This is a genomic window from Pedobacter jaeyakensis (assembly GCF_054461315.1).
In genome coordinates this window covers 181,014-198,490 of sequence record NZ_CM136921.1, presented here as the reverse complement: position 1 = coordinate 198,490, position 17,477 = coordinate 181,014, and the positions used below count along the sequence as shown (strand labels likewise).

General features: G+C 43.9%; 21 protein-coding genes. 11 read left to right on the top strand and 10 right to left on the bottom strand.

The features are described from left to right. Positions 1–4: 4 nt before the first annotated feature. Positions 5–1,465 (top strand): hypothetical protein, encoded by a 1,461-nt coding sequence (locus tag ACXZ1K_RS01005; RefSeq protein WP_458971517.1) that lies wholly within the window; start codon positions 5–7, stop codon positions 1,463–1,465. A gap of 7 nt (positions 1,466–1,472) precedes the next feature. Here the strand turns inward: ACXZ1K_RS01005 and ACXZ1K_RS01000 are convergent, their stop codons facing one another. After that, positions 1,473–1,706 (bottom strand): hypothetical protein, encoded by a 234-nt coding sequence (locus ACXZ1K_RS01000; RefSeq protein ID WP_458971516.1) that lies wholly within the window; start codon positions 1,704–1,706, stop codon positions 1,473–1,475. Positions 1,707–2,009: 303 nt separating this feature from the next. On the opposite strand from ACXZ1K_RS01000, the gene ACXZ1K_RS00995 reads away from it, so the two are divergent. The 10 genes from ACXZ1K_RS00995 (at position 2,010) to ACXZ1K_RS00950 (ending at position 7,316) form a co-directional block, all read left to right on the top strand. Then, positions 2,010–2,201, top strand: coding sequence for a hypothetical protein (locus tag ACXZ1K_RS00995; protein ID WP_458971515.1), 192 nt, complete (start codon positions 2,010–2,012; stop codon positions 2,199–2,201). Between the two features lie 155 nt (positions 2,202–2,356). Beyond that, on the top strand, positions 2,357–2,518 hold the full coding sequence (locus ACXZ1K_RS00990) for a hypothetical protein (RefSeq protein WP_458971514.1): 162 nt from the start codon (positions 2,357–2,359) through the stop codon (positions 2,516–2,518). 5 nt (positions 2,519–2,523) lie between these two features. Next, on the top strand, positions 2,524–3,072 hold the full coding sequence (locus ACXZ1K_RS00985) for a hypothetical protein (RefSeq protein ID WP_458971513.1): 549 nt from the start codon (positions 2,524–2,526) through the stop codon (positions 3,070–3,072). A gap of 172 nt (positions 3,073–3,244) precedes the next feature. Beyond that, the gene (locus ACXZ1K_RS00980) at positions 3,245–3,670 is read left to right on the top strand and encodes a hypothetical protein (RefSeq protein WP_458971512.1); all 426 of its coding nucleotides are present in this window, start codon (positions 3,245–3,247) and stop codon (positions 3,668–3,670) included. A 127-nt stretch (positions 3,671–3,797) separates the two neighbouring features. Then, positions 3,798–4,439, top strand: a complete 642-nt coding sequence (locus ACXZ1K_RS00975) for a DUF6266 family protein (protein WP_458971511.1) — start codon at positions 3,798–3,800, stop codon at positions 4,437–4,439. A 176-nt stretch (positions 4,440–4,615) separates the two neighbouring features. Continuing rightward, positions 4,616–4,990: a hypothetical protein gene (locus ACXZ1K_RS00970; protein ID WP_458971510.1), complete on the top strand. Its 375-nt coding sequence runs from the start codon at positions 4,616–4,618 to the stop codon at positions 4,988–4,990. Beyond that, on the top strand, positions 4,909–5,574 hold the full coding sequence (locus ACXZ1K_RS00965) for a C40 family peptidase (protein ID WP_458971509.1): 666 nt from the start codon (positions 4,909–4,911) through the stop codon (positions 5,572–5,574). The genes ACXZ1K_RS00970 and ACXZ1K_RS00965 overlap by 82 nt, the downstream gene beginning before the upstream one ends. Before the next feature lie 145 nt (positions 5,575–5,719). Further along, the gene (locus ACXZ1K_RS00960) at positions 5,720–6,325 is read left to right on the top strand and encodes a hypothetical protein (protein ID WP_458971508.1); all 606 of its coding nucleotides are present in this window, start codon (positions 5,720–5,722) and stop codon (positions 6,323–6,325) included. Positions 6,326–6,327: 2 nt separating this feature from the next. Next, complete coding sequence (locus ACXZ1K_RS00955; protein ID WP_458971507.1) at positions 6,328–6,969, top strand: DUF6266 family protein; 642 nt, start codon at positions 6,328–6,330, stop codon at positions 6,967–6,969. A gap of 89 nt (positions 6,970–7,058) precedes the next feature. Next, positions 7,059–7,316 (top strand): hypothetical protein, encoded by a 258-nt coding sequence (locus tag ACXZ1K_RS00950; protein ID WP_458971506.1) that lies wholly within the window; start codon positions 7,059–7,061, stop codon positions 7,314–7,316. 6 nt (positions 7,317–7,322) lie between these two features. Here the strand turns inward: ACXZ1K_RS00950 and ACXZ1K_RS00945 are convergent, their stop codons facing one another. From ACXZ1K_RS00945 to ACXZ1K_RS00905, 9 genes are read right to left on the bottom strand one after another with little or no spacing between them, the layout of a single operon-like run. After that, the gene (locus tag ACXZ1K_RS00945) at positions 7,323–8,375 is read right to left on the bottom strand and encodes a glycoside hydrolase family 43 protein (RefSeq protein ID WP_458971505.1); all 1,053 of its coding nucleotides are present in this window, start codon (positions 8,373–8,375) and stop codon (positions 7,323–7,325) included. 7 nt (positions 8,376–8,382) lie between these two features. Continuing rightward, positions 8,383–10,713, bottom strand: coding sequence for a phosphocholine-specific phospholipase C (locus ACXZ1K_RS00940; protein ID WP_458971504.1), 2,331 nt, complete (start codon positions 10,711–10,713; stop codon positions 8,383–8,385). Position 10,714: 1 nt separating this feature from the next. Further along, entirely contained in the window at positions 10,715–12,067 is a 1,353-nt protein-coding gene (locus ACXZ1K_RS00935) for an alkaline phosphatase family protein (protein WP_458971503.1), read from the bottom strand. Further along, positions 12,064–13,281 (bottom strand): metabolite traffic protein EboE, encoded by a 1,218-nt coding sequence (gene eboE / locus ACXZ1K_RS00930; protein ID WP_458971502.1) that lies wholly within the window; start codon positions 13,279–13,281, stop codon positions 12,064–12,066. Before eboE ends, ACXZ1K_RS00935 begins: the two co-directional genes overlap by 4 nt. A 1-nt stretch (position 13,282) precedes the next feature. Further along, positions 13,283–14,452, bottom strand: a complete 1,170-nt coding sequence (locus tag ACXZ1K_RS00925; RefSeq protein WP_458971501.1) for a 3-dehydroquinate synthase — start codon at positions 14,450–14,452, stop codon at positions 13,283–13,285. 16 nt (positions 14,453–14,468) lie between these two features. After that, entirely contained in the window at positions 14,469–15,386 is a 918-nt protein-coding gene (gene eboC, locus ACXZ1K_RS00920; protein ID WP_458971500.1) for a UbiA-like protein EboC, read from the bottom strand. 4 nt (positions 15,387–15,390) lie between these two features. Next, the gene (locus ACXZ1K_RS00915; protein WP_458971499.1) at positions 15,391–16,377 is read right to left on the bottom strand and encodes a TatD family hydrolase; all 987 of its coding nucleotides are present in this window, start codon (positions 16,375–16,377) and stop codon (positions 15,391–15,393) included. A 9-nt stretch (positions 16,378–16,386) separates the two neighbouring features. After that, positions 16,387–17,088, bottom strand: coding sequence for an EboA domain-containing protein (locus tag ACXZ1K_RS00910; protein ID WP_458971498.1), 702 nt, complete (start codon positions 17,086–17,088; stop codon positions 16,387–16,389). Positions 17,089–17,099: 11 nt separating this feature from the next. Further along, complete coding sequence (locus ACXZ1K_RS00905; protein ID WP_458971497.1) at positions 17,100–17,471, bottom strand: transmembrane 220 family protein; 372 nt, start codon at positions 17,469–17,471, stop codon at positions 17,100–17,102. Positions 17,472–17,477 lie beyond the last annotated feature (6 nt).

Genomic DNA, 17,477 nt, shown 5'->3' with positions numbered 1-17,477 from the left:
ACCAGTGACCAGAAGGAAGACAGATAAAGTGCGTGATAAGGATGCCACCATCAACCAGATGATCAAAGCGGTGGGTGAAATTATGGCAACAGCTGGCTTTAGCCAATTGGACGCCTCCAAGATTATGCGCTGGATTGATAAATCGCCAAGGTTGGTGAGCAAGTATTTTTACAACCTGAACGGCCTGCTGAAACGCTACATTGAGGAACGCGATTACTGGCGTTCGTTTTTTGATCGCTTCGAGCTACCCGTATCTGCAAGTGACGACCGTATTAGGGAAACTTTTATTGAAGTGATGCAACAAAACTTGAAGCACTTTAGTGGCGATGCGGAAATGCAAAATGTGATCCTTTGGCAAATTAGTGAGGTAAATGCTTTAATGCGGGCGGTTTCTGATGCGCGGGAAGCGGAAGGGGCAAAGTTGCTGGCCTTAACGGATCCGTACTTTGCAGGAACCGAAGTAAATTTTAGGGCCGTAATTGCCTTGCTGCTCTATGGCAGCTATGCCATGGTGCTGCACGCCCGCTATAACAAAAGCACCGTTTGCGGTATAGATATCAATATAGACCGGGACTGGTGGATGGTGCACCGTACGCTAACCCAAATTATAAATTGGGCCTGGGAAGCCGCAACAAATAAACCAACAACCAAAAAGACCATGATGAATTATGAATTTGAATACCTGGAAACCCTTGCCGAAGAGCAGCTGACGTTAAGAGGCGCTGCGGACCTGGATACGGAGCCTTCGGATAAGCTGGTGAAAGAGGTGCATAAGTTGAAAAGGAAGATGATGAGCCACCTGATGAGCCTGGATTCTGAAACTCAAACGCGCACATATTTGCAGATTAACCTGCATTCCCTGGTTGCTATTTGTGATGTGTTGTATGATCCGGCAAAACAGTACAATCCGGATGCTGAACTAATTTTGGGAATGATAGAAGCCATACGCAGGAACATGAACAGCAGCATCCCGGGCAATCTGGGCATTCCCAAAATATTCAGGGACAAGGAAAACATCAAATTCCAACAGGCTTGGAAGCGGATCCAGGGAAAAATGATTGATCTGGGAATAGCGGAAGAATTGCAGGTACTGGTAAGTATCCCCTTCGCCAACTTCGCGGAAAATACAAATGGATTGGAATGGAGCGATTTCAAATACCTTCGCAAATTTGAAAGGAGGATGTCATTAGAATTAAATGCAGCGGGGATGAACCAGCAGGAATTGCTACATACAATGATTGGCCTGGGTTTTAACGATGCAAAATTTGTGAGGTATTGCCATCGGCTAATTGCTGAACGCATAGCCGAACAAGATGATGGTGATAAAGTTAGGCTCTTGAAGCGATACAGGGGAACGATCAGGCAATTGATTGAATATACCAATATGCGTTTTGACCACTATAAAAAGCCAGTTGTGGAGGAACTGATCAAATGGGCGGAAGCGGAACTGGAATTTATTTATTAAGGCCAGGCTAGTAAGGGTCATCAATATAATGGCCCAGTTGATGGTCTTCCATGAAGCGGCTGTACTCCATGATCAGCTGGTTGGTAAAACCGGAATGTGCCGATAAAACGGGCACAGGGGTGCGGGCGAGGTCTATGAGTTTTTCATAGCCTCCCTGCTGTGCGGCGAGCTTAAAGGCTGCGCTAAAAGTTAAGGATGCTATTTTTTCTTGAAAAATGGGTTCAGGAAATTTACTGAGCATGGGAGGAGTGTGTAACGCTGTTTGCTAAGCCCCATTTAGCAGGTTTACATTTTTAATGTTAAACAATAAAGCGTGGGACACAACATGTAATCCGTCTTAGAGGCTCGACTAAAAGCCATGTACACAGAAAACAGCCGCGCCCACGCTTTAGCGCAGGCGAGCAACTGATTTTCCCTTGTGTACTTTAAAATTTAGTCGATTTCTAAGACAAGTTCAAATAGCTGTCGCTATACAATATTTTAATTATACAAAGATACTAAATAGCCGCGTGAAGCGGTGAGGAGAAATAAAATAAATCATCATATGTCAAGACTATTTTTAACCAATAAAGACGTTCAAAAAGTAATCGGCAAAGGTCAGAGTGCCGCACAAAGAATGATCAACCTGATTAAGAAAAAATACGCCAGACCGAAGTTCGACAACATCACGGTAGTAGATTTTAGCAACCATACTGGTTTAAGTGTTGAACTGATTTTGAAAGTGTTAGAGGAATAATATTCTGGATCTATATCGATTTTTGTCATGCCTGGGATATGGGTAAACTTTTTTGGAAATGGATTGACACTGGCAGTCTTATTGTATATGCTGAAAGTGTAATTTGTAATATCTTAAAAAAGATAATTATATTTGTATCATAAACTATTGGAATCATGGCAAAGCCTATTAAAATAACTCCCGTATTAAGAGGTAATGATGCTACCAGGTTTTTGAATGCTGTTAAGGAAAACAGTACAAAAACTGTTAGTAAAGAAGCCATCATGGAGATTCGTGAGCATGCCGCTAAATTAAATTCTGTTTTTAGAAGTAAATAGTATTAGTGGAGCTGACAAATGAGGTTAGTTTCTTTCAACTAACTACCGATACCGCCATAAAGCCTTTCAATTCTGTTGATAAAGATTTAAATGCTTTTCTATTTAATGATGCTAAAAATTATCAAAAGAGATTATTGGCAACAACTCATATTATTGAAGACAGGACGAAAACTTTAGCTTATTTCAGTATTTTCAATGATACTTTATTTGCTGATGAGTCAAAGTTTAATTCAAAGTCGCAAGCTAGAAAATTTGTTTTATCACAACTCCCAAGTCAAAAACGTCACATCAAAAGTTTTCCTGCTGTAAAAATTGGAAGATTAGCTGTTTGTGCTAACGAAAAGGGATATGGCAGATTGGTAATTAACTGGGTAATAGATTATGCAATTAATTGTAATGAGAAATCTGCCTGTAAATTTATTACTGTTGATGCATATAGTATCTCACTTGGGTTTTATGAAAAAATGGGATTTACATATTTGTCAGAAAAAGATGTAAATAACGATACCAGGCAAATGTATTTGGATTTAACTCCTTATTTGAGTGTTGGCTAGCGATACTGAAGCTATTAATTTTAATCTTCTCACAATTTTCGTCTATTAAATATTCTGGATTTCCATCGATTTTTATGGATGTAGTTGGATTTGATTCCCTGGCTTGGAAGCTGATTTTAATGCCAATACATTTGCATCATCATTAACAAAAGAACTCAATTAAATTTTAAATATGACCTCAAAATCTATAATTAACCAACCTGATTTATTCGTTTTAGAAATGCACTGGATGACGGGCAACCGTGGCGACCTGATTTTTAAAAGCGTTAACGGAAAAGCGATTTATAAAATTAAAAGACTGGCCAATGCCCTGGATTTGGTAGGCTTGTTGGTACAGCTTTCTATCGCCCTTGGCTTATCTACTTATCAAACGAATACACTCCAATTACGCAATAACCAAAAGCTGAATAACTGGTGGATTCAATACTCTTTAGCGAGTGGTATTGTGGAATGGAATTTGGTTCTTAAAAACGGTTTAGCACAAGCGGAGAAAGTGGTTTTCTTCTGGAAAGGTAGGGTGCGGGATTTCAGAGAATCGATTGATCGGTTTGTTAAGCATTTACCGCCTTACCTGTTTTTTGAAAAGCGAGGAGTGTAAGAGCGTTGGAAGATTGCTTCGATGCTGTGCATCTCGCAATGGCTCATTAAAATAAAGCTGATTAGTAGCATCGTTAACCACAGCTAAACAAAGTTACGATGAGATTGAACCCATTAAATATTTAGATATGGGAAAAATAATAAGGGGGATCCTGGGTGGATTCTCAGGACTGGTGGGTACCGTTGTTGGTGCCAACTGGAGAGGGATTGACACGATTCGTGCACGTCCGAAGAAATCAAACATTCCGGCTACGGTTCCTCAACTGTCGCAACAAGGCGGATTTACAATTATGAGTGGATTTTTACAGGAAGTACGCGATGTGCTGATCTTTGGCTTCCAGAGCTACAAAACCGGACAGACGCCTTACAACGCGGCCTTCTCCTATAACCTGAAGCACGCCATTGGCGGGGTATACCCGATGCAAACGGTTACTTATGCGAATGTTAAACTGGCCAATGGTGGTTTAAGGGGTGTATCTGGTGCTGCTGCGGTTTCTGCGGTATCATCTGAGATCGATTTCTCCTGGACGGTGAATGCGCCTGCAGGTCACCCGCGTTTGACTGATAAGATCACTGCAGTGGTGTTTTGTCCGACCATTTACCAGTTCGCCTGGGTGGAAAACGTGGTGGCCAGAAGTGCGGGAGAATACACCATGAGTTTGCCTGCTGAGTTTGGTGGTGAGGTTGTTCACACCTGGTTATTCTTCGCCAGTGCTGATAAGAAGAAGGTATCGGATAGTGTTTATGTGGGGCCCGTGACGGTGTTGTAATGTGAAAATTAGGTGATCTCGTTCTGAGGCTGCATAATCGCGCTTCGCGCAATGACGCTAGGCCTCATCAGAGACACCAAATTTTCTGTCTACAGCACCAGGTTTTACGGGGCCTGATTGGAGGATTGAATTAGCGGGCGGCACGCCGCCCGTTATTTTACCAAAATTAAAAATTTATGAAGGAATTGAATTTTATGATGCCGGTGGAAAAGCCGGGCAAGAAGAATTTAGAGAGTTATTTGCTGGGGATCATACTGGTGCTAGTTTGGTATACGCTGCCAAAGTTGTTTGCACAAATGGATGGGAATATTGGTACGGTTGACCCAGGTATATGGATGCTGATTGTATTGAGCCTGCTCAGCTTTTTAATGGTAATTGGGATGAGCTGGTGGTTGCTCCACTGGAGCTGGTGCGCGCTGGGTTTGCCGCATTTGAGGACAATGGTTTTACAGTTTAAAGATTTACAGTTATGGCAACAATTAGGGTTTTACTTATGCTGCTTTGCACTATTGGTGCTGGCAGGGGTTGGGGCGCTGATCGCAGTGTTGTAACCGCTTTGCCCGGAGCGAATGGGTTGTTGTACAATGTTCATGGTTTGTCACCCGGTGTTAAGAGGGATCTTCATCGGCACTTTGCAAATAGATCATTCCGGGTTCAGGATGACAACAGGACGAGGCACGACAAGGTGTTGGCGATAGCCAGATCGCAGCTTGGCGTGCGGGAAAAGACCGGGCACAATGATGGGGCAGCAGTGGAAGGTTTCCTGAATTATGTAGGGTTTAAGAAAGGAAACCCATGGTGCGCGGCGTTTGTAAGCTGGTGCTTTTGGAAAGCGGGATATTCGGCTCCGCGCACGGCCTGGAGCCCATCGCTATTTCCTAAAGAGCGATTGGTGCAAGTTGGAGTTGGAGATTCCGGCCTGCGCCGGGATGACGAGAAGGGCCTGGTCATCGGGATCTATTTCCCGGAGTTAAAACGGATTGCGCACTGTGGTTTGCTGGAGCGGATGCAGGGGGACTTTTGCCAGTCGATTGAGGGTAACACGAATAGTCAAAGTAGCAGGGAAGGTAATGGGGTATATCGGCGGCTTCGCCACCGCAGGACGATTAAGGCGTTTGCGAATTGGTTGGAATAAGCATGCTGAACTCGTTTCAGCATCTCAAAACTTCCTCGTAAGGACAAAAGAGAGAGGAGGGGGGAGATTGCCACGTCGTTCCTCCTCGCAATGACAAAAGAGGGGGGCAATTTTGACATGAAAAAAATGAGGTTAAACTTGATGAATGGAATTGAAAATTAAAGGGGCGGCATATCACGTGCTAAACTTTATAGCGTGTTTATTGATTAAGCATGCTTTTAAGATGGCATTTGAGCGGGGGCTTTCAGATTTGAAAGGATTAATTGAGCCGGATAGTTTGTGCGACTCTGACGGGAAGGTAAGTTGCCTGGATATTGAGTTGGAATTGTTGAATACGTTGGATGATGTGGCGATTAAACAATTGGTTAAGTCTGCCGAGGTCTTAATCGCGGTTACCGCAACCTACCGGATTATTAATGGTTTGGATATGGTAGAGACAGTTCTGGATGACGAGCTATACAGACTGGCTTCAGATACCTATGATGAGTTCTTCTATTTCGAAGATACGGAGGTAGATTATGACGGTCTGCGTAACGATTGTACATTCTTATACTGCTCACTGGATTATTTACTCTATGCTGTAATCCTTCAATTGGAATTGAAAAAAGTAGATGTTTTTGAGGAATTGGAGCGCCGATATTGTATGATCGAGGAGGCTGAAGTTTTTGAACCGTCTAATGATTCCAGCATCAAATTATTGGAAGAGCTGAGAAGAGAATTGGATGAGCACGGGGATGAAATTATTTATTAAATATGGGAAGATTAAAACAAGGAATAAATGGTGCTATTAAAGGGAAGATTGGTGCTGTGGTTGGAATTACCTGGAGGGGTGAGGATTACGTAAGGGCTTCGCCTAAGCCTACAACAGTACCACCTTCGCCTGCGCAACTGGATCAGCGTATGGTTTTCGCCTTTGCGAATGCCTGGATAAAGCCAATTCGGGATATCATCTGGATAGGGTATCAGATATTTAAGGGAAACAAAACGCCGACCAATATGATGGTCTCGTTTTTATTGAAAGAAGCAATTGTGGGAACTGGCGTTGATGCGAAAGTGGATTATCCTAAAGTAGTTTTGAGTCGCGGAGAGCTGATCGTTTCTTACATCTTAGAGATATTGACGCTAATAAACGCGGCATTGCATATTAAATGGAACAACTTGCCTGCCTCTGCTTTCAATAAGGATGATGATAAATCTACCTTTGTGATCTACAACCCTACAAAGGAACAGTTTGTAACTTTCGAAGATGTAGCCCAGCGAGCCGACAAAGAAGTAGTATTGCAGATGCCCAAATCCTTTAGCGGTGATGTCGTACATGGCTGGATGCATTACGTAAGCAGGGAAGGGAATGCGGTTAGCACCAGTGTGTATCTGGGCGAAATGGTAGTGGGGTAATGATTTATTTTTCGATTAACTTGTATTTTCTACATGCATTTTTCGGACGATAAAAAAAGTGTTATATTTCCTCAGAAGCGTTTGTTTGAATGGATTCGGAGAAAACAATATTATTGTTTTGCACAATAATATTTAAGTTTGATGAACAACTCGAAATCTTAAAAGGAAGGAGCAATACTATGGGTATCGAAGAATTATTATTGGATCGTGCGAAGCATGAAGGTATAAGCGAGGGTAAGCATGAAAATGCTGTTGAAATTGCTCGCGAGATGAAAAAAGAAGGTTTTTCAATCGATCAGATCATTAAGTTTACTAAACTGACTTCAAAGGAAATAGAAGAGCTTTAGGCCTTTCTAATTCGCACTCGGATAAGCTTGGCGAAGTGCTTTTGCTTCTTCGGGTGTGATATGCGATATGCTGCCATGCCTTGCATCAGCCGGAACACTGGTGTTCTTTTCAATTGTCCAATTTTTTAGATCGGGAGATGAGGAAATGCCATATTGATCTACCATTGGATAATCGTACAAGAGTAGCCATCCCGGTTTGGAAGGGTCTTTCATTACACTCGGGCCTTCTGTAATTGTAGGTGCAATCTGACCTTTATTTAACGGACCTTCAAAAATGGTGTATGGACCGGTAATATTTTTAGCGGTTGCTACGCGGATTCCACGGCGCTCGCCAGTTTGCATACCAAATTCTTCCTCTTTATGGAATAAGTAATAGGTGCCCTTGTCTTTAATTAACGTTCCGTCTATCACAGAATAGGGTGGGGCAAAAAGTACTTTTGCAGTGGTAAAGGATTTCCAATCTTTTGTTTTTGAATACCAGAGTTTGCTTTTCTTCCAGCCGGCATCTTCATAGCTGGACGACCAAAATAGGGTATATTCTTTATCGGCTTCGTCATAATAAAATTCGGGTGCCCATATGTTTCTGGCCAATGCTCCTGATTCATTCCTTACGTCTTTCATCAGGTGCAGGGTTTGTTCAACCTGCCAGTGTATTAAATCTTTGGAGCTGGCATAAAGGCAAGCCGGGCCAAGTTTTTCCCGGTCCTCTTTACTGCTATTGCCTCCGGTGGCAATTAATCTCCAAATCCCGTCTGTTCCGCGGTGTATAAACTGATCCCGCATAAATTGATCCCAGATGGGTCTGTTGTCGTTCAATGGTGTCCAATTGCGTCCATCTGTAGACAGGGCGATATGTAGCTTCGCATCAAGCATGGGATTGGGCAAAGGCACTTCAATCGTTTCTCCCTTGGCATTGATTTCTATGCGTGTTGGGTAACGCTGCCTAAAGTACGTTAGCATCCAGGTTTCTTTCTCAACGCTTTTCACTTGTGCCCGCACTGTTGGTGCTGTGCTAAGCATCAATAAAAATACAGTTAGTTTAAGGAGGGAGTTTTTCATGGTTGGATTAAACATTGCCCATTAATGGATCTGAAATAGATTCTTCGCCGTTCTCTACGTGGCCGGCATACTGCTTTTTGAATAGCGCCGAGCCCGAAACAGTAACGGTGAGGTCATACCAATGCGAGCTTTTTGAAAGATCTATATCCAATTTGGTGTTGCTGCCCGATGCCAGTGAAAAGGAAATGGGGTTTTGATGCTGATAGCCATCTGCAATTGCGATCTCTAAAGTTGTTGGGCCGGTGTTTTCAAAGCTAAGTTCCAGATTGCCTGTCGCGCTTTTACTCAAGAAACCTCGTTGTTCATAGTTACAGCTTACCTGAAGTGCATCAGATGCGTTACCCTTAAAATGCCTGAAGAAGCCATTTGGACCGCTTACACAGATGTCGTAATTGCCTTTGGCAAAATCATCAAGCGCGTAAGAATCTGTAATGCTATCTCCGGCAAGGACTGCATAGTTCCAGGTTTTGCCGGCCTGACCTTTATACAAATTGGTGGTATATACTGTAAATGGAGCGCCTGATGGAAGCGCTTTCTGACCAAACTGCCGCTTGCCTGCTGCTAGTTCTAAGGTAAATACCCCATTATTGATGGTTCCTTCTGCAGTTAGCTGATAGGGCAATGCACAGGCTTTGCGCACGCCTTTTTCCTGTACGGGCAGGTAATCTTTTTTCTCCAGCTCAGCAGCCGTCAACGGTTTCGGTTTGAGCTGGGCAGGTTTATTTTTAGCATTTTGAATATTGGTGATTACCGCATCTTTTAGCAAGGCCTGCGGCTGCGCTACAGGGTTTGCTGTGGCCAGGCGAAATGCTGAAGTTAAATCTCCACAAATGGCCCTTCTCCAGCTGCTGATCATAGAGCTGCGAATTTTTTTGCCGGTTTTATGACTGAACAGGTGCTCCATCAGCATGATGGTAGAGGTATGGTCAAACACCTGGGAATTGACGTATCCACCCTTGCTCCAGGGTGACGCGATCAGCATTGGAACACGGTAGCCTAGTCCTATCGGACTGTCTTTATTGACCTCGTAATCTGCATCTACATTCAATCCTACGGAAACTTTCCCGGTACTGGTATCGCCTGGTTTAGGCACCACGTAGGGTGGAATGTGATCAAAATACCCATCGTTTTCATCATACGTTAAGATGAAAATGGTTTTTTTCCAGACCTCAGGGTTCTTCGTTAAAATGTCTATCGCTTCTGAAACATACCAGGTGCCGTATAGTGGAGAACTGGTATGGTCTGAAAATCGCTGAGGGGCTACCAGCCAGGAAACTGCAGGTAGTTTACCACTATCTACATCTTGCCTGAACTGGTAAAAAATATCATTCTTTGGAATGTTCAGTGTTTGTTCTTTACCCTGATCGTCTGCATATTTAAAAGGCGCCAGTTCCAGGTAATTAAACGGCGCATGGATATTGCTGGCAAATGCCTTGTCGATCAGGTTGCGCTCGCGCTTGGATAGCTGATTGTATTTTTCGGTAACTTCTGCTGCGGTTAGCTTGGCTTTTGGGTCTCCGTGTTTTCTGAAATAGGCCGAAAGCTTCACATTATAGCGTTTGACATATTCTATGGCATTATCGCCATAGTTACCCATCCAGTCGTCTACCGTTTCTCCCGGCACATCTGCCGTCCATATTTCGTTCTGATAGATCTTCCAGTCGATTCCATTGTCTTCCAATACTTCAGGGAAAGTCTCCCAGTCGATATACACATCGTCTCTCGACTCTGCCTGCGAGTTATTGACTGCTGCGACAGCATTAAGACTCAGATCTGGTTTGATGTTGCCTGTCCACATGAACAGCCTATTTGGCGTAGTACCGGTAAGGGAGGAACAGAAGTTATGGTCGCAAACCGTAAAGGCATCTGCCATTGCGTAGTAAAAAGGAATATCTGCGCGGTCATAATGGCCCAGGCACATGAGTGATTTTACAGGAATCCACTGGTCGTACTTACCGCCGTTTCTTGCAGCAAGCTGATCGGTCCAGGAGTGTGGTAAGCCCCCCTGCCAGGTGATCTTGGTTTTGTTAATGTCAATATGAAAAGGGGCATAGCTGTTTCCTTCTGCATCTTTTTGAAGCCATACCTTATCCTGATCTGGTAAAGTAAAGGCACGCGGATCGTTAAATCCCCTTACACCTTGCAACTTACCGAACATGTGATCGAACGATCGATTCTCCTGCATCAGGATCACCACATGCTCCGCGTCGTAAAAAGTGCTTCCAGGATTGGCTTCAATGGCCATTGCCTTTTGGATAGACATGGGTATTACATTAGGCAGACCGGCTGCGCCGGATAAAATTGCAGCCTTTTTTAGAAATTCCCTTCTTGAGTCCATATTAGGAGTGTAGTGCTTTCCAGATCACATTATAAACGTCTGTTGCGGCGACGTTCTCTGTATTTAAGTCCTTATTGGTAATGAGTACCGGATGGTAGCCCTCCGGGGTGTTTACACCACCATGCGAACCTTTTATTAAAGTGGCATCCAAAGGGATCACGTCCATTACATACCGGAAGCCAGCCTTTTTCCGCAACAGTTTATAGGCAGCGCGGGGCTTGGATGACATGAACATCTCTACCGGATCGTAGCCGGGCTTTTTGTGGATATCTACACAACGTGCGTAGTCAGGGGCTACGGCATCATCCAACCAGAAATAATAGGTAAACCAGCTATCCGCATTTGCTACAGCAACGAAGTCGCCGGCCCTGTCATGGTCAATTTCATATTCCTTTTTCCCGTTCTCATCAAGAACAAGCGCCAGGCCAGGAACCTTGGCTAGTAGTGCTTTCACTTGTTCTTTTACCGAAGGATCATTAATATAAATGTGTGCCACCTGATGATCTGCCACTACAAATGCTTTTGATGCACCTGCGTCTAACAGCTCAAGGCCTCTTTCTATACGGATTTGTAGTAGGCCGTTTTCTCTGAATAACCTGTTGAGGTGGATTGGCTTGGTAACCGGCACGATGCCATATTCGGATAGAATAATGATCTCTGCACCCTTTGATTCATAATAGGTAACCAGGTCTTTTACCACTTCATCTACCTCTCCCAATTCTTTGCTGGTATTGGTAAAGTCGGCACCGAATTTTTGCAGGCAATAATCCAGGTGCGGGAGATAGATCAAGGTTAGGGTAGGATCGTAAAGCTCATCGGTAATGATGGAAGCATCGGCTATCCATTTGGTAGATTTTATATTGGCACCAGGGCCCCAGAATTGAAACAATGGAAATGTGCCCAGGCGCTCCTGCAAAACATCTCTTAGTCCTGCCGGTTCTGAATAGCAATCCGGCATTTTCCGACCATCAGCCAGGTAATTGGGTCTCGGTGTTACGGAATAATCTGCGTTGGAGTACATGTTGTACCACCAAAACATCATAGAGGAAGTAAAATTCGGATCTTCCTTTTTGGCATAGTCCCAGATCTTATCAGCAAGGACCAGTTTGTTGGATTGTTTCCAGAACTTGATCTCTGCATCTATTTTATCATACCAGCCATTTCCTACAATGCCATGTTCTGCAGGTGTTTTGCCGGTAAGGTAGGTTGATTGTACGGCTGTGGTTACTGCCGGAAGCATAGGCGTAATCCTGTTCAGACTTTTTTGCTTAACGTAGTTTGCCAGGAAGGGCGTGTGTTCGCCAATCAGGTTTGCCGATAATCCAACAACATCTATGACAACTGTTTTTTTCATTGCGGTGTATTTAACTGGTCTGCAACCCATAGCAATTCCTTACTGATGGATTCTGTAATGGGCAATTTTATTTGTTCTGGAAGTACTTCCCAGGTATAGGTCTCCACTTCCATGTGCTGGGTAAATGGTTTGGACTTTTGGATGTTCAGTACTTCAATAATGTCATTTTGGGTGGAGCTCAATGCGCCAATTTCACGAATGGATATGGGAACGTGAAAATGTGCCCTCCATTGTGTGGCTTCCGGGTTGTCGAAATCTGCAAGCGCCGGGGTAAGGTCGCGGTACCTGAGCAGTCCGCCATCTTTCTTCAGTGCCACTACCTGGTGTAAATAGGTGGGCTCATTGAATGTTCCAAATGCTTCTTTTACGGTTTGGCGCAGGTGGGCCGATTGATCAATATCTGCATGTAAAGCTGCGCTGATCTGTATTTTACCAACTTTTATTCCTTTGGCTTCCAGTTCTTTAATCACTTCAGCATGGTTTTCAAAACCAATGGCAAAATGGCAAACATCGTAACACAAAGTGAGGTGTTGTTTTAAGAGTGTTTCAGCCTCATCGGCAGAAACGTTAAAAGAATTCTCGATCTCCGGAATGCCGACTTTAAGGAAGACCGCTTCAAACCAGTCGATAAATTCCTTTCCAGTTTCCAGTATTCCGTCTGGTTCTGGTTCAATATCCAGGTGCATCACCACACCGGTTTTCTGGTAAACGTGGATCAGTTCCTTGACTACTTCAATCATATTTGTTGTAGCGGTATGGGTTGCTGTGGCCAAGTCGTCTGCCGTGGTAAACCAATGGCGGTAACTTAATGGAGATGTAGATATACCACCTTCCATACCTTCGGGTAAAAGTGCTGCTAAGATTTTGAAGAGCCTTAGCGTATAGTTTTTGCGGTCGGCCGTAGTCCAGTCGGGCGTGTGCACATCTTCCTTCACCACTGTATTGTGGAATTCTCCATATGGAAAACCATTCATGGTGTAGATGTACGCATCATTGGCCGTTAACCATGACTTGAAATTGGCAAGGGGGGCATCATTGATGAGTTCCTGACTGGCCTCGTTAGACAGCCTTAAGCCCAGTCCCATTGACTGGTTAGGGGCAACATTGCCTTTAATTACCGGAAAGTTTTTCTGCAACGCTTCAAAATCCTCTGCCCAGTTTCTGCCCGCATGGATATTGGTACAATAGGTAAGGTGTCCGCTGTTCAGTTTCATGTTAATGCGTGGTGTTTAGGTGTGACGCGGTGTAGCTTGCCACGTAACTGCTGGCTTCAATTAATATTTCTTTGTCCATTTCGTTCACCTCTTTTCCAGTACCGATATCCGTTAAGAGGGTAATGGTTAGCAAACCTCCAAGATGTTCCTGGAATTCAGTTAATCCTTTTAATATAGGCGAATTTAAATCGCTGATCTGGATGTATGGATTGGAAATATCGTACCCAAGTTGCAAGAGTAGGTCAAGGATGCTATGCAGTTTGTCTTCGCTCAGCATACCTTTTAGGAAAGAATAGGTGCTGTCCAAAGCTATGCCCATTGCCACAGCTTCTCCGTGTAGTACGCTAAAATTGCTCAATTGCTCCAGCTTATGCGCTGCCCAGTGACCGAAATCTAATGGTCTTGCTGAGCCCGTTTCAAAAGGATCATCGCCCGCAATGTGATTCATGTGCAATTGCGCGCATACCTTGATCAGGTAGTTCATGGTGTCCTTTTCGCGTTTTACCAGCTCATCAGCATGATCTTTAATCCAGTAAAAGAACTCAGGATCCTTGATTAGCGCTACCTTTATTGCCTCGGAAATACCAGAACGGTAATCCCTGTTGGTTAGGGTAGTTAAAAATGCATCATCATTAAATACAGCGTTTGGCGGCGCAAAAGTGCCCAGAAAGTTTTTCTTACCATTGTAATTGATGCCGTTCTTTACCCCAATACCTGAATCATTTTGAGATAAAACGGTAGTAGGGATGCGGATGTGCTTAATGCCGCGGTGCGATACCGCAGCAGCATAACCTACCAGGTCTAACACCGCGCCGCCACCAATGGCAGCAATGTAGGAATGCCTGTCTATGCCGAATTTGTTAACCGCTTCTACGATGGCATCAAAAAGACTGGTGTCATTCTTAGCGGCTTCACCTCCTGGTATCACCATCACCTCCGGTATAAACTGGATCACCTGATGCTGATCAAAATAGTGTTTGATGTTACTTAGCAAATCTGTATGTGTATCTGCAACTCCCTGATCTATTACAAAGAAAATTTTACGGGTAGACAGTGATGGCTTCTCTGTAAAGAAGTTCGCCAGTGTAGTATTATTAAGATCGAATAACGAAGAGGTAAAGAAAATCTTATACTCAAACTTTACATTAAACGATTGTTGAAGGTAATTCATATGCTAAAATTCTCGACTAAGTAACGGCAAATGCTTTGCTCAGCCCTATTGATATTGGTAATAAAATTACAATTATGATGGCAATGTGCCAGACGCCAAATGCACTTGCCCAGGCGGCATTCATCAAGATGAGGGCAATAACTCCCGACTTAACCGCTTTGCCGATATTTGGGCCTATGGGATTCTGTGCAGCTTTGATGAGCGGTCTGAATATCATGATGGCAAAGCCAGCAAGAAAGACCGCTGTAATGGGCATTTGCTTGTTTGTTGCAGCAAAATAAATAATGCCGGCAATAACTATCAGGTAAAGCAGCCCGGCAAAATAAAGTACGTTTTTCCCCCCGCCATGTACTTCGCCCCGGCTAATCATGGTAATGGCAGCAATGTAGATGATGGGAACAATGGCCAGGTACCAATATTGCTGTATGGCTCCGTCTATGATACTGATGCCAAGTAGCAGATTTAAGCCCCTGCAGAGGCCCATGTTGAGCGGGCCGAATAGAGAACTGTGTTTAAGAAATTTGTCGTACACCAGGCAGGAAACCATAATGGCTACGGAAAGGTATTGTGCATTTCTGCTGAGCATCCCTGCCGCAAAAATTCCAATAAAGAAGCAAATACCACCGAATAACTTGGCCGCATTCTCAGAGATGAGTCCGCTTGGTATTGGTCGCTCCGGTCTCTCCTTGGCGTCCAGTTCTGCATCAAAAACATCGTTCATGATGATGCCGCCGCTATATAGACCTATGGTAGAAATGCATAAGAGTAGAACTGGTAAAAACGGTGTCCCACCGCCCCAGGCTAAGCCTCCGCCAGTGTACATTGCCGTTGGCAAAAAATAGCCTGCAATGGCAATTCCTGCCAGTACATCAGCTACAGAAGTGACCACATTGGCCGGCCTCATCAGCCTTAGGTATCCTATTAACTTCTTCAATTGCTTAAGAGATGATGATAGAATTCTTGTCTATCCTGGGCTGTTGTCCGCCACGGAGGATGGAGTTGCTCTCGAATTTCTGACTTTGGTCAATATTCTTCACCGAAACAAAGTCGTTTTCATCAATCTGTCCGCTTTGCGCAAAGGCAGTGATGGCATTGCGATAAGTTACCAGTTCAATATCTTTTAAGCTGATGCCAGATTGCTTCATTAAAGCAGCAGTTTTAGGTACGGCAAGCGGATCGCTAATGCCCCAGTCGGCAGCAGAGTTGATCATGATCCTTTCAGAACCATACTGTTTAACTACCTCTACCATTCTTTCGTTACCCATTTTGGTGAAAGGATAGATGGTAAATGCTGCCCAAAAACCCCTGTCCAGCACTTCTTTAACAGTTTCTTCGTTGTTATGGTCGACAATAAACATATGAGGCGCTACACCCTGCTCAATGGAAATGTCCATGCTGCGTTGTGTACCTTTCTTTTTATCGCGGTGCGGCGTATGGATCTGCACAGGTAAACCGGCTTCTTTAGCCAGGTCCAGCTGCATGCGGAAATACTTTTCTTCTGCTGCGGTCTGGTCGTCAAAACCAATTTCGCCGATACCCACTACACCCTCTTTAAAAATAAAGTTGGGCAAGATTTCCATCACCTGCTCTGCCAGTTGCTCATTGTTGGCCTCGCGGGAGTTTAAGCCGATGGTACAGTAATGCTTAATGCCAAACTGCGAAGAGCGAAACCTTTCCCAACCAATAAGGCTACTGTAATAATCGGTAAAACTATGCAATCCTGTACGTGGCTGCCCCAGCCAGAAGGCCGGTTCAATTAGCGCTACAATACCTGCATCGGCCATTGCCTGATAGTCATCAGTAGTACGTGAGGTCATGTGTACATGCGGATCAAAAAACTTCATTCCGCTAATTGCATTCAGATCAAGAGTAGTTTGAATTTTCTCTCCTTCATTTCTCTCCTGGAAATTCTCGTTACAACACATAATTCAATTTTATATATTCTGGTTATTTAACGCTATTAATTTATAAATGTTGGGCTCCACGGTTCTGTGCGCTGCAGTTCGCTCTGCAATGTAATCCCTTAGGGTATTTTGGAGTGGCTGGTTAATCCTTGTTTCCAGGCCTGTTATTTTGGTGACGTCCTTTTCTGTGAAAAATGCCTTCAGGATAAGTTGGTTCCAGGAGTTTTCACTCAAGTAGGCTGCCGGATAAGGGTTGTGGTACATGATAGATTCCAGCACGGTTCCAATATTACTTCTGATGCCTGTTTCACATCTGGATACCCATTCTTCAGCATAGGCATAAAATGGCAATGCAGAGTATAAGGCCACCAGTTCATTCATTTCGGCTGCTGAGAACAAAGCTTCTATCTTCTTTAAATATTGCGCTTTATCTGTGCTGTTTAACTGCATCAGCAGCCAAACCCGGCACAGGCGGTCTATGCTCCATCCTGCTAAAGAAAACCCGGCAAATGAACCATCTGCGGGTAAATCTGCCGCAATAATTTCTGCTTTCCCCGTATGCTTAGGCAAGTTAGAAAAAGCCATGTTAAGCTGGAGGGATTTATCTTCAGTTTTAACTAAGGCTGCTTTAGCTTCCAGCCATTCAAGTGCCTGGGGTTGAAGATTTTTTTTAATAATAGAAAGGAATACCTGCCCAATTTTGATGAGCTCCTCTGTTCCTGTTGACCACATGTTTTGTTTATTTAGTTAACCGCAACAAAATAGTTGATGGCAAGCGCTGCACTGATGATGAGCAAACCAAAGAACTCCCTGGTCTTTTCAATATAGGGCTTTGTAGCCTGCATGCTTTCGACCAAACTCGGTCGGTTATACTTGCTGATCCAGTCGCGCACGCCATCTTTGGAAAAGAACAGGATCACAGCGTAAACCAGGTAGAAAGCGATGGTGCCTAAATAATACGGAGGGTAGAATTTGTTAAATACGGCGAGTCCACAAAAAACGGAGGCCACCATATAGATTGGGACCCATAACCAGGGGTCGATATCGTTCAGGTTCAGGTAAGCGAAAACCAAAAACGAAAGGCAGAACAATGCGTTTAAAATGCTCAGTAGCATGGTAAT

What these genes read in the sequence shown, in the direction of transcription:
- ACXZ1K_RS00945 (WP_458971505.1), bottom strand. Translation starts at nt 8,375, where the DNA reads ATGAAAAACTCCCTCCTTAAACTAACTGTATTTTTATTGATGCTTAGC.
- ACXZ1K_RS00965 (WP_458971509.1), top strand. Translation starts at nt 4,909, where the DNA reads ATGGCAACAATTAGGGTTTTACTTATGCTGCTTTGCACTATTGGTGCT.
- ACXZ1K_RS00910 (WP_458971498.1), bottom strand. Translation starts at nt 17,088, where the DNA reads ATGTGGTCAACAGGAACAGAGGAGCTCATCAAAATTGGGCAGGTATTC.
- ACXZ1K_RS00990 (WP_458971514.1), top strand. Translation starts at nt 2,357, where the DNA reads ATGGCAAAGCCTATTAAAATAACTCCCGTATTAAGAGGTAATGATGCT.
- eboE (WP_458971502.1), bottom strand. Translation starts at nt 13,281, where the DNA reads ATGAAACTGAACAGCGGACACCTTACCTATTGTACCAATATCCATGCG.
- ACXZ1K_RS00960 (WP_458971508.1), top strand. Translation starts at nt 5,720, where the DNA reads ATGGAATTGAAAATTAAAGGGGCGGCATATCACGTGCTAAACTTTATA.
- ACXZ1K_RS00975 (WP_458971511.1), top strand. Translation starts at nt 3,798, where the DNA reads ATGGGAAAAATAATAAGGGGGATCCTGGGTGGATTCTCAGGACTGGTG.
- ACXZ1K_RS00980 (WP_458971512.1), top strand. Translation starts at nt 3,245, where the DNA reads ATGACCTCAAAATCTATAATTAACCAACCTGATTTATTCGTTTTAGAA.
- ACXZ1K_RS00950 (WP_458971506.1), top strand. Translation starts at nt 7,059, where the DNA reads ATGGATTCGGAGAAAACAATATTATTGTTTTGCACAATAATATTTAAG.
- ACXZ1K_RS00940 (WP_458971504.1), bottom strand. Translation starts at nt 10,713, where the DNA reads ATGGACTCAAGAAGGGAATTTCTAAAAAAGGCTGCAATTTTATCCGGC.
- ACXZ1K_RS00935 (WP_458971503.1), bottom strand. Translation starts at nt 12,067, where the DNA reads ATGAAAAAAACAGTTGTCATAGATGTTGTTGGATTATCGGCAAACCTG.
- ACXZ1K_RS00955 (WP_458971507.1), top strand. Translation starts at nt 6,328, where the DNA reads ATGGGAAGATTAAAACAAGGAATAAATGGTGCTATTAAAGGGAAGATT.
- ACXZ1K_RS00915 (WP_458971499.1), bottom strand. Translation starts at nt 16,377, where the DNA reads ATGTGTTGTAACGAGAATTTCCAGGAGAGAAATGAAGGAGAGAAAATT.
- ACXZ1K_RS00995 (WP_458971515.1), top strand. Translation starts at nt 2,010, where the DNA reads ATGTCAAGACTATTTTTAACCAATAAAGACGTTCAAAAAGTAATCGGC.
- ACXZ1K_RS00905 (WP_458971497.1), bottom strand. Translation starts at nt 17,471, where the DNA reads ATGCTACTGAGCATTTTAAACGCATTGTTCTGCCTTTCGTTTTTGGTT.
- ACXZ1K_RS00970 (WP_458971510.1), top strand. Translation starts at nt 4,616, where the DNA reads ATGAAGGAATTGAATTTTATGATGCCGGTGGAAAAGCCGGGCAAGAAG.
- ACXZ1K_RS01000 (WP_458971516.1), bottom strand. Translation starts at nt 1,706, where the DNA reads ATGCTCAGTAAATTTCCTGAACCCATTTTTCAAGAAAAAATAGCATCC.
- ACXZ1K_RS00925 (WP_458971501.1), bottom strand. Translation starts at nt 14,452, where the DNA reads ATGAATTACCTTCAACAATCGTTTAATGTAAAGTTTGAGTATAAGATT.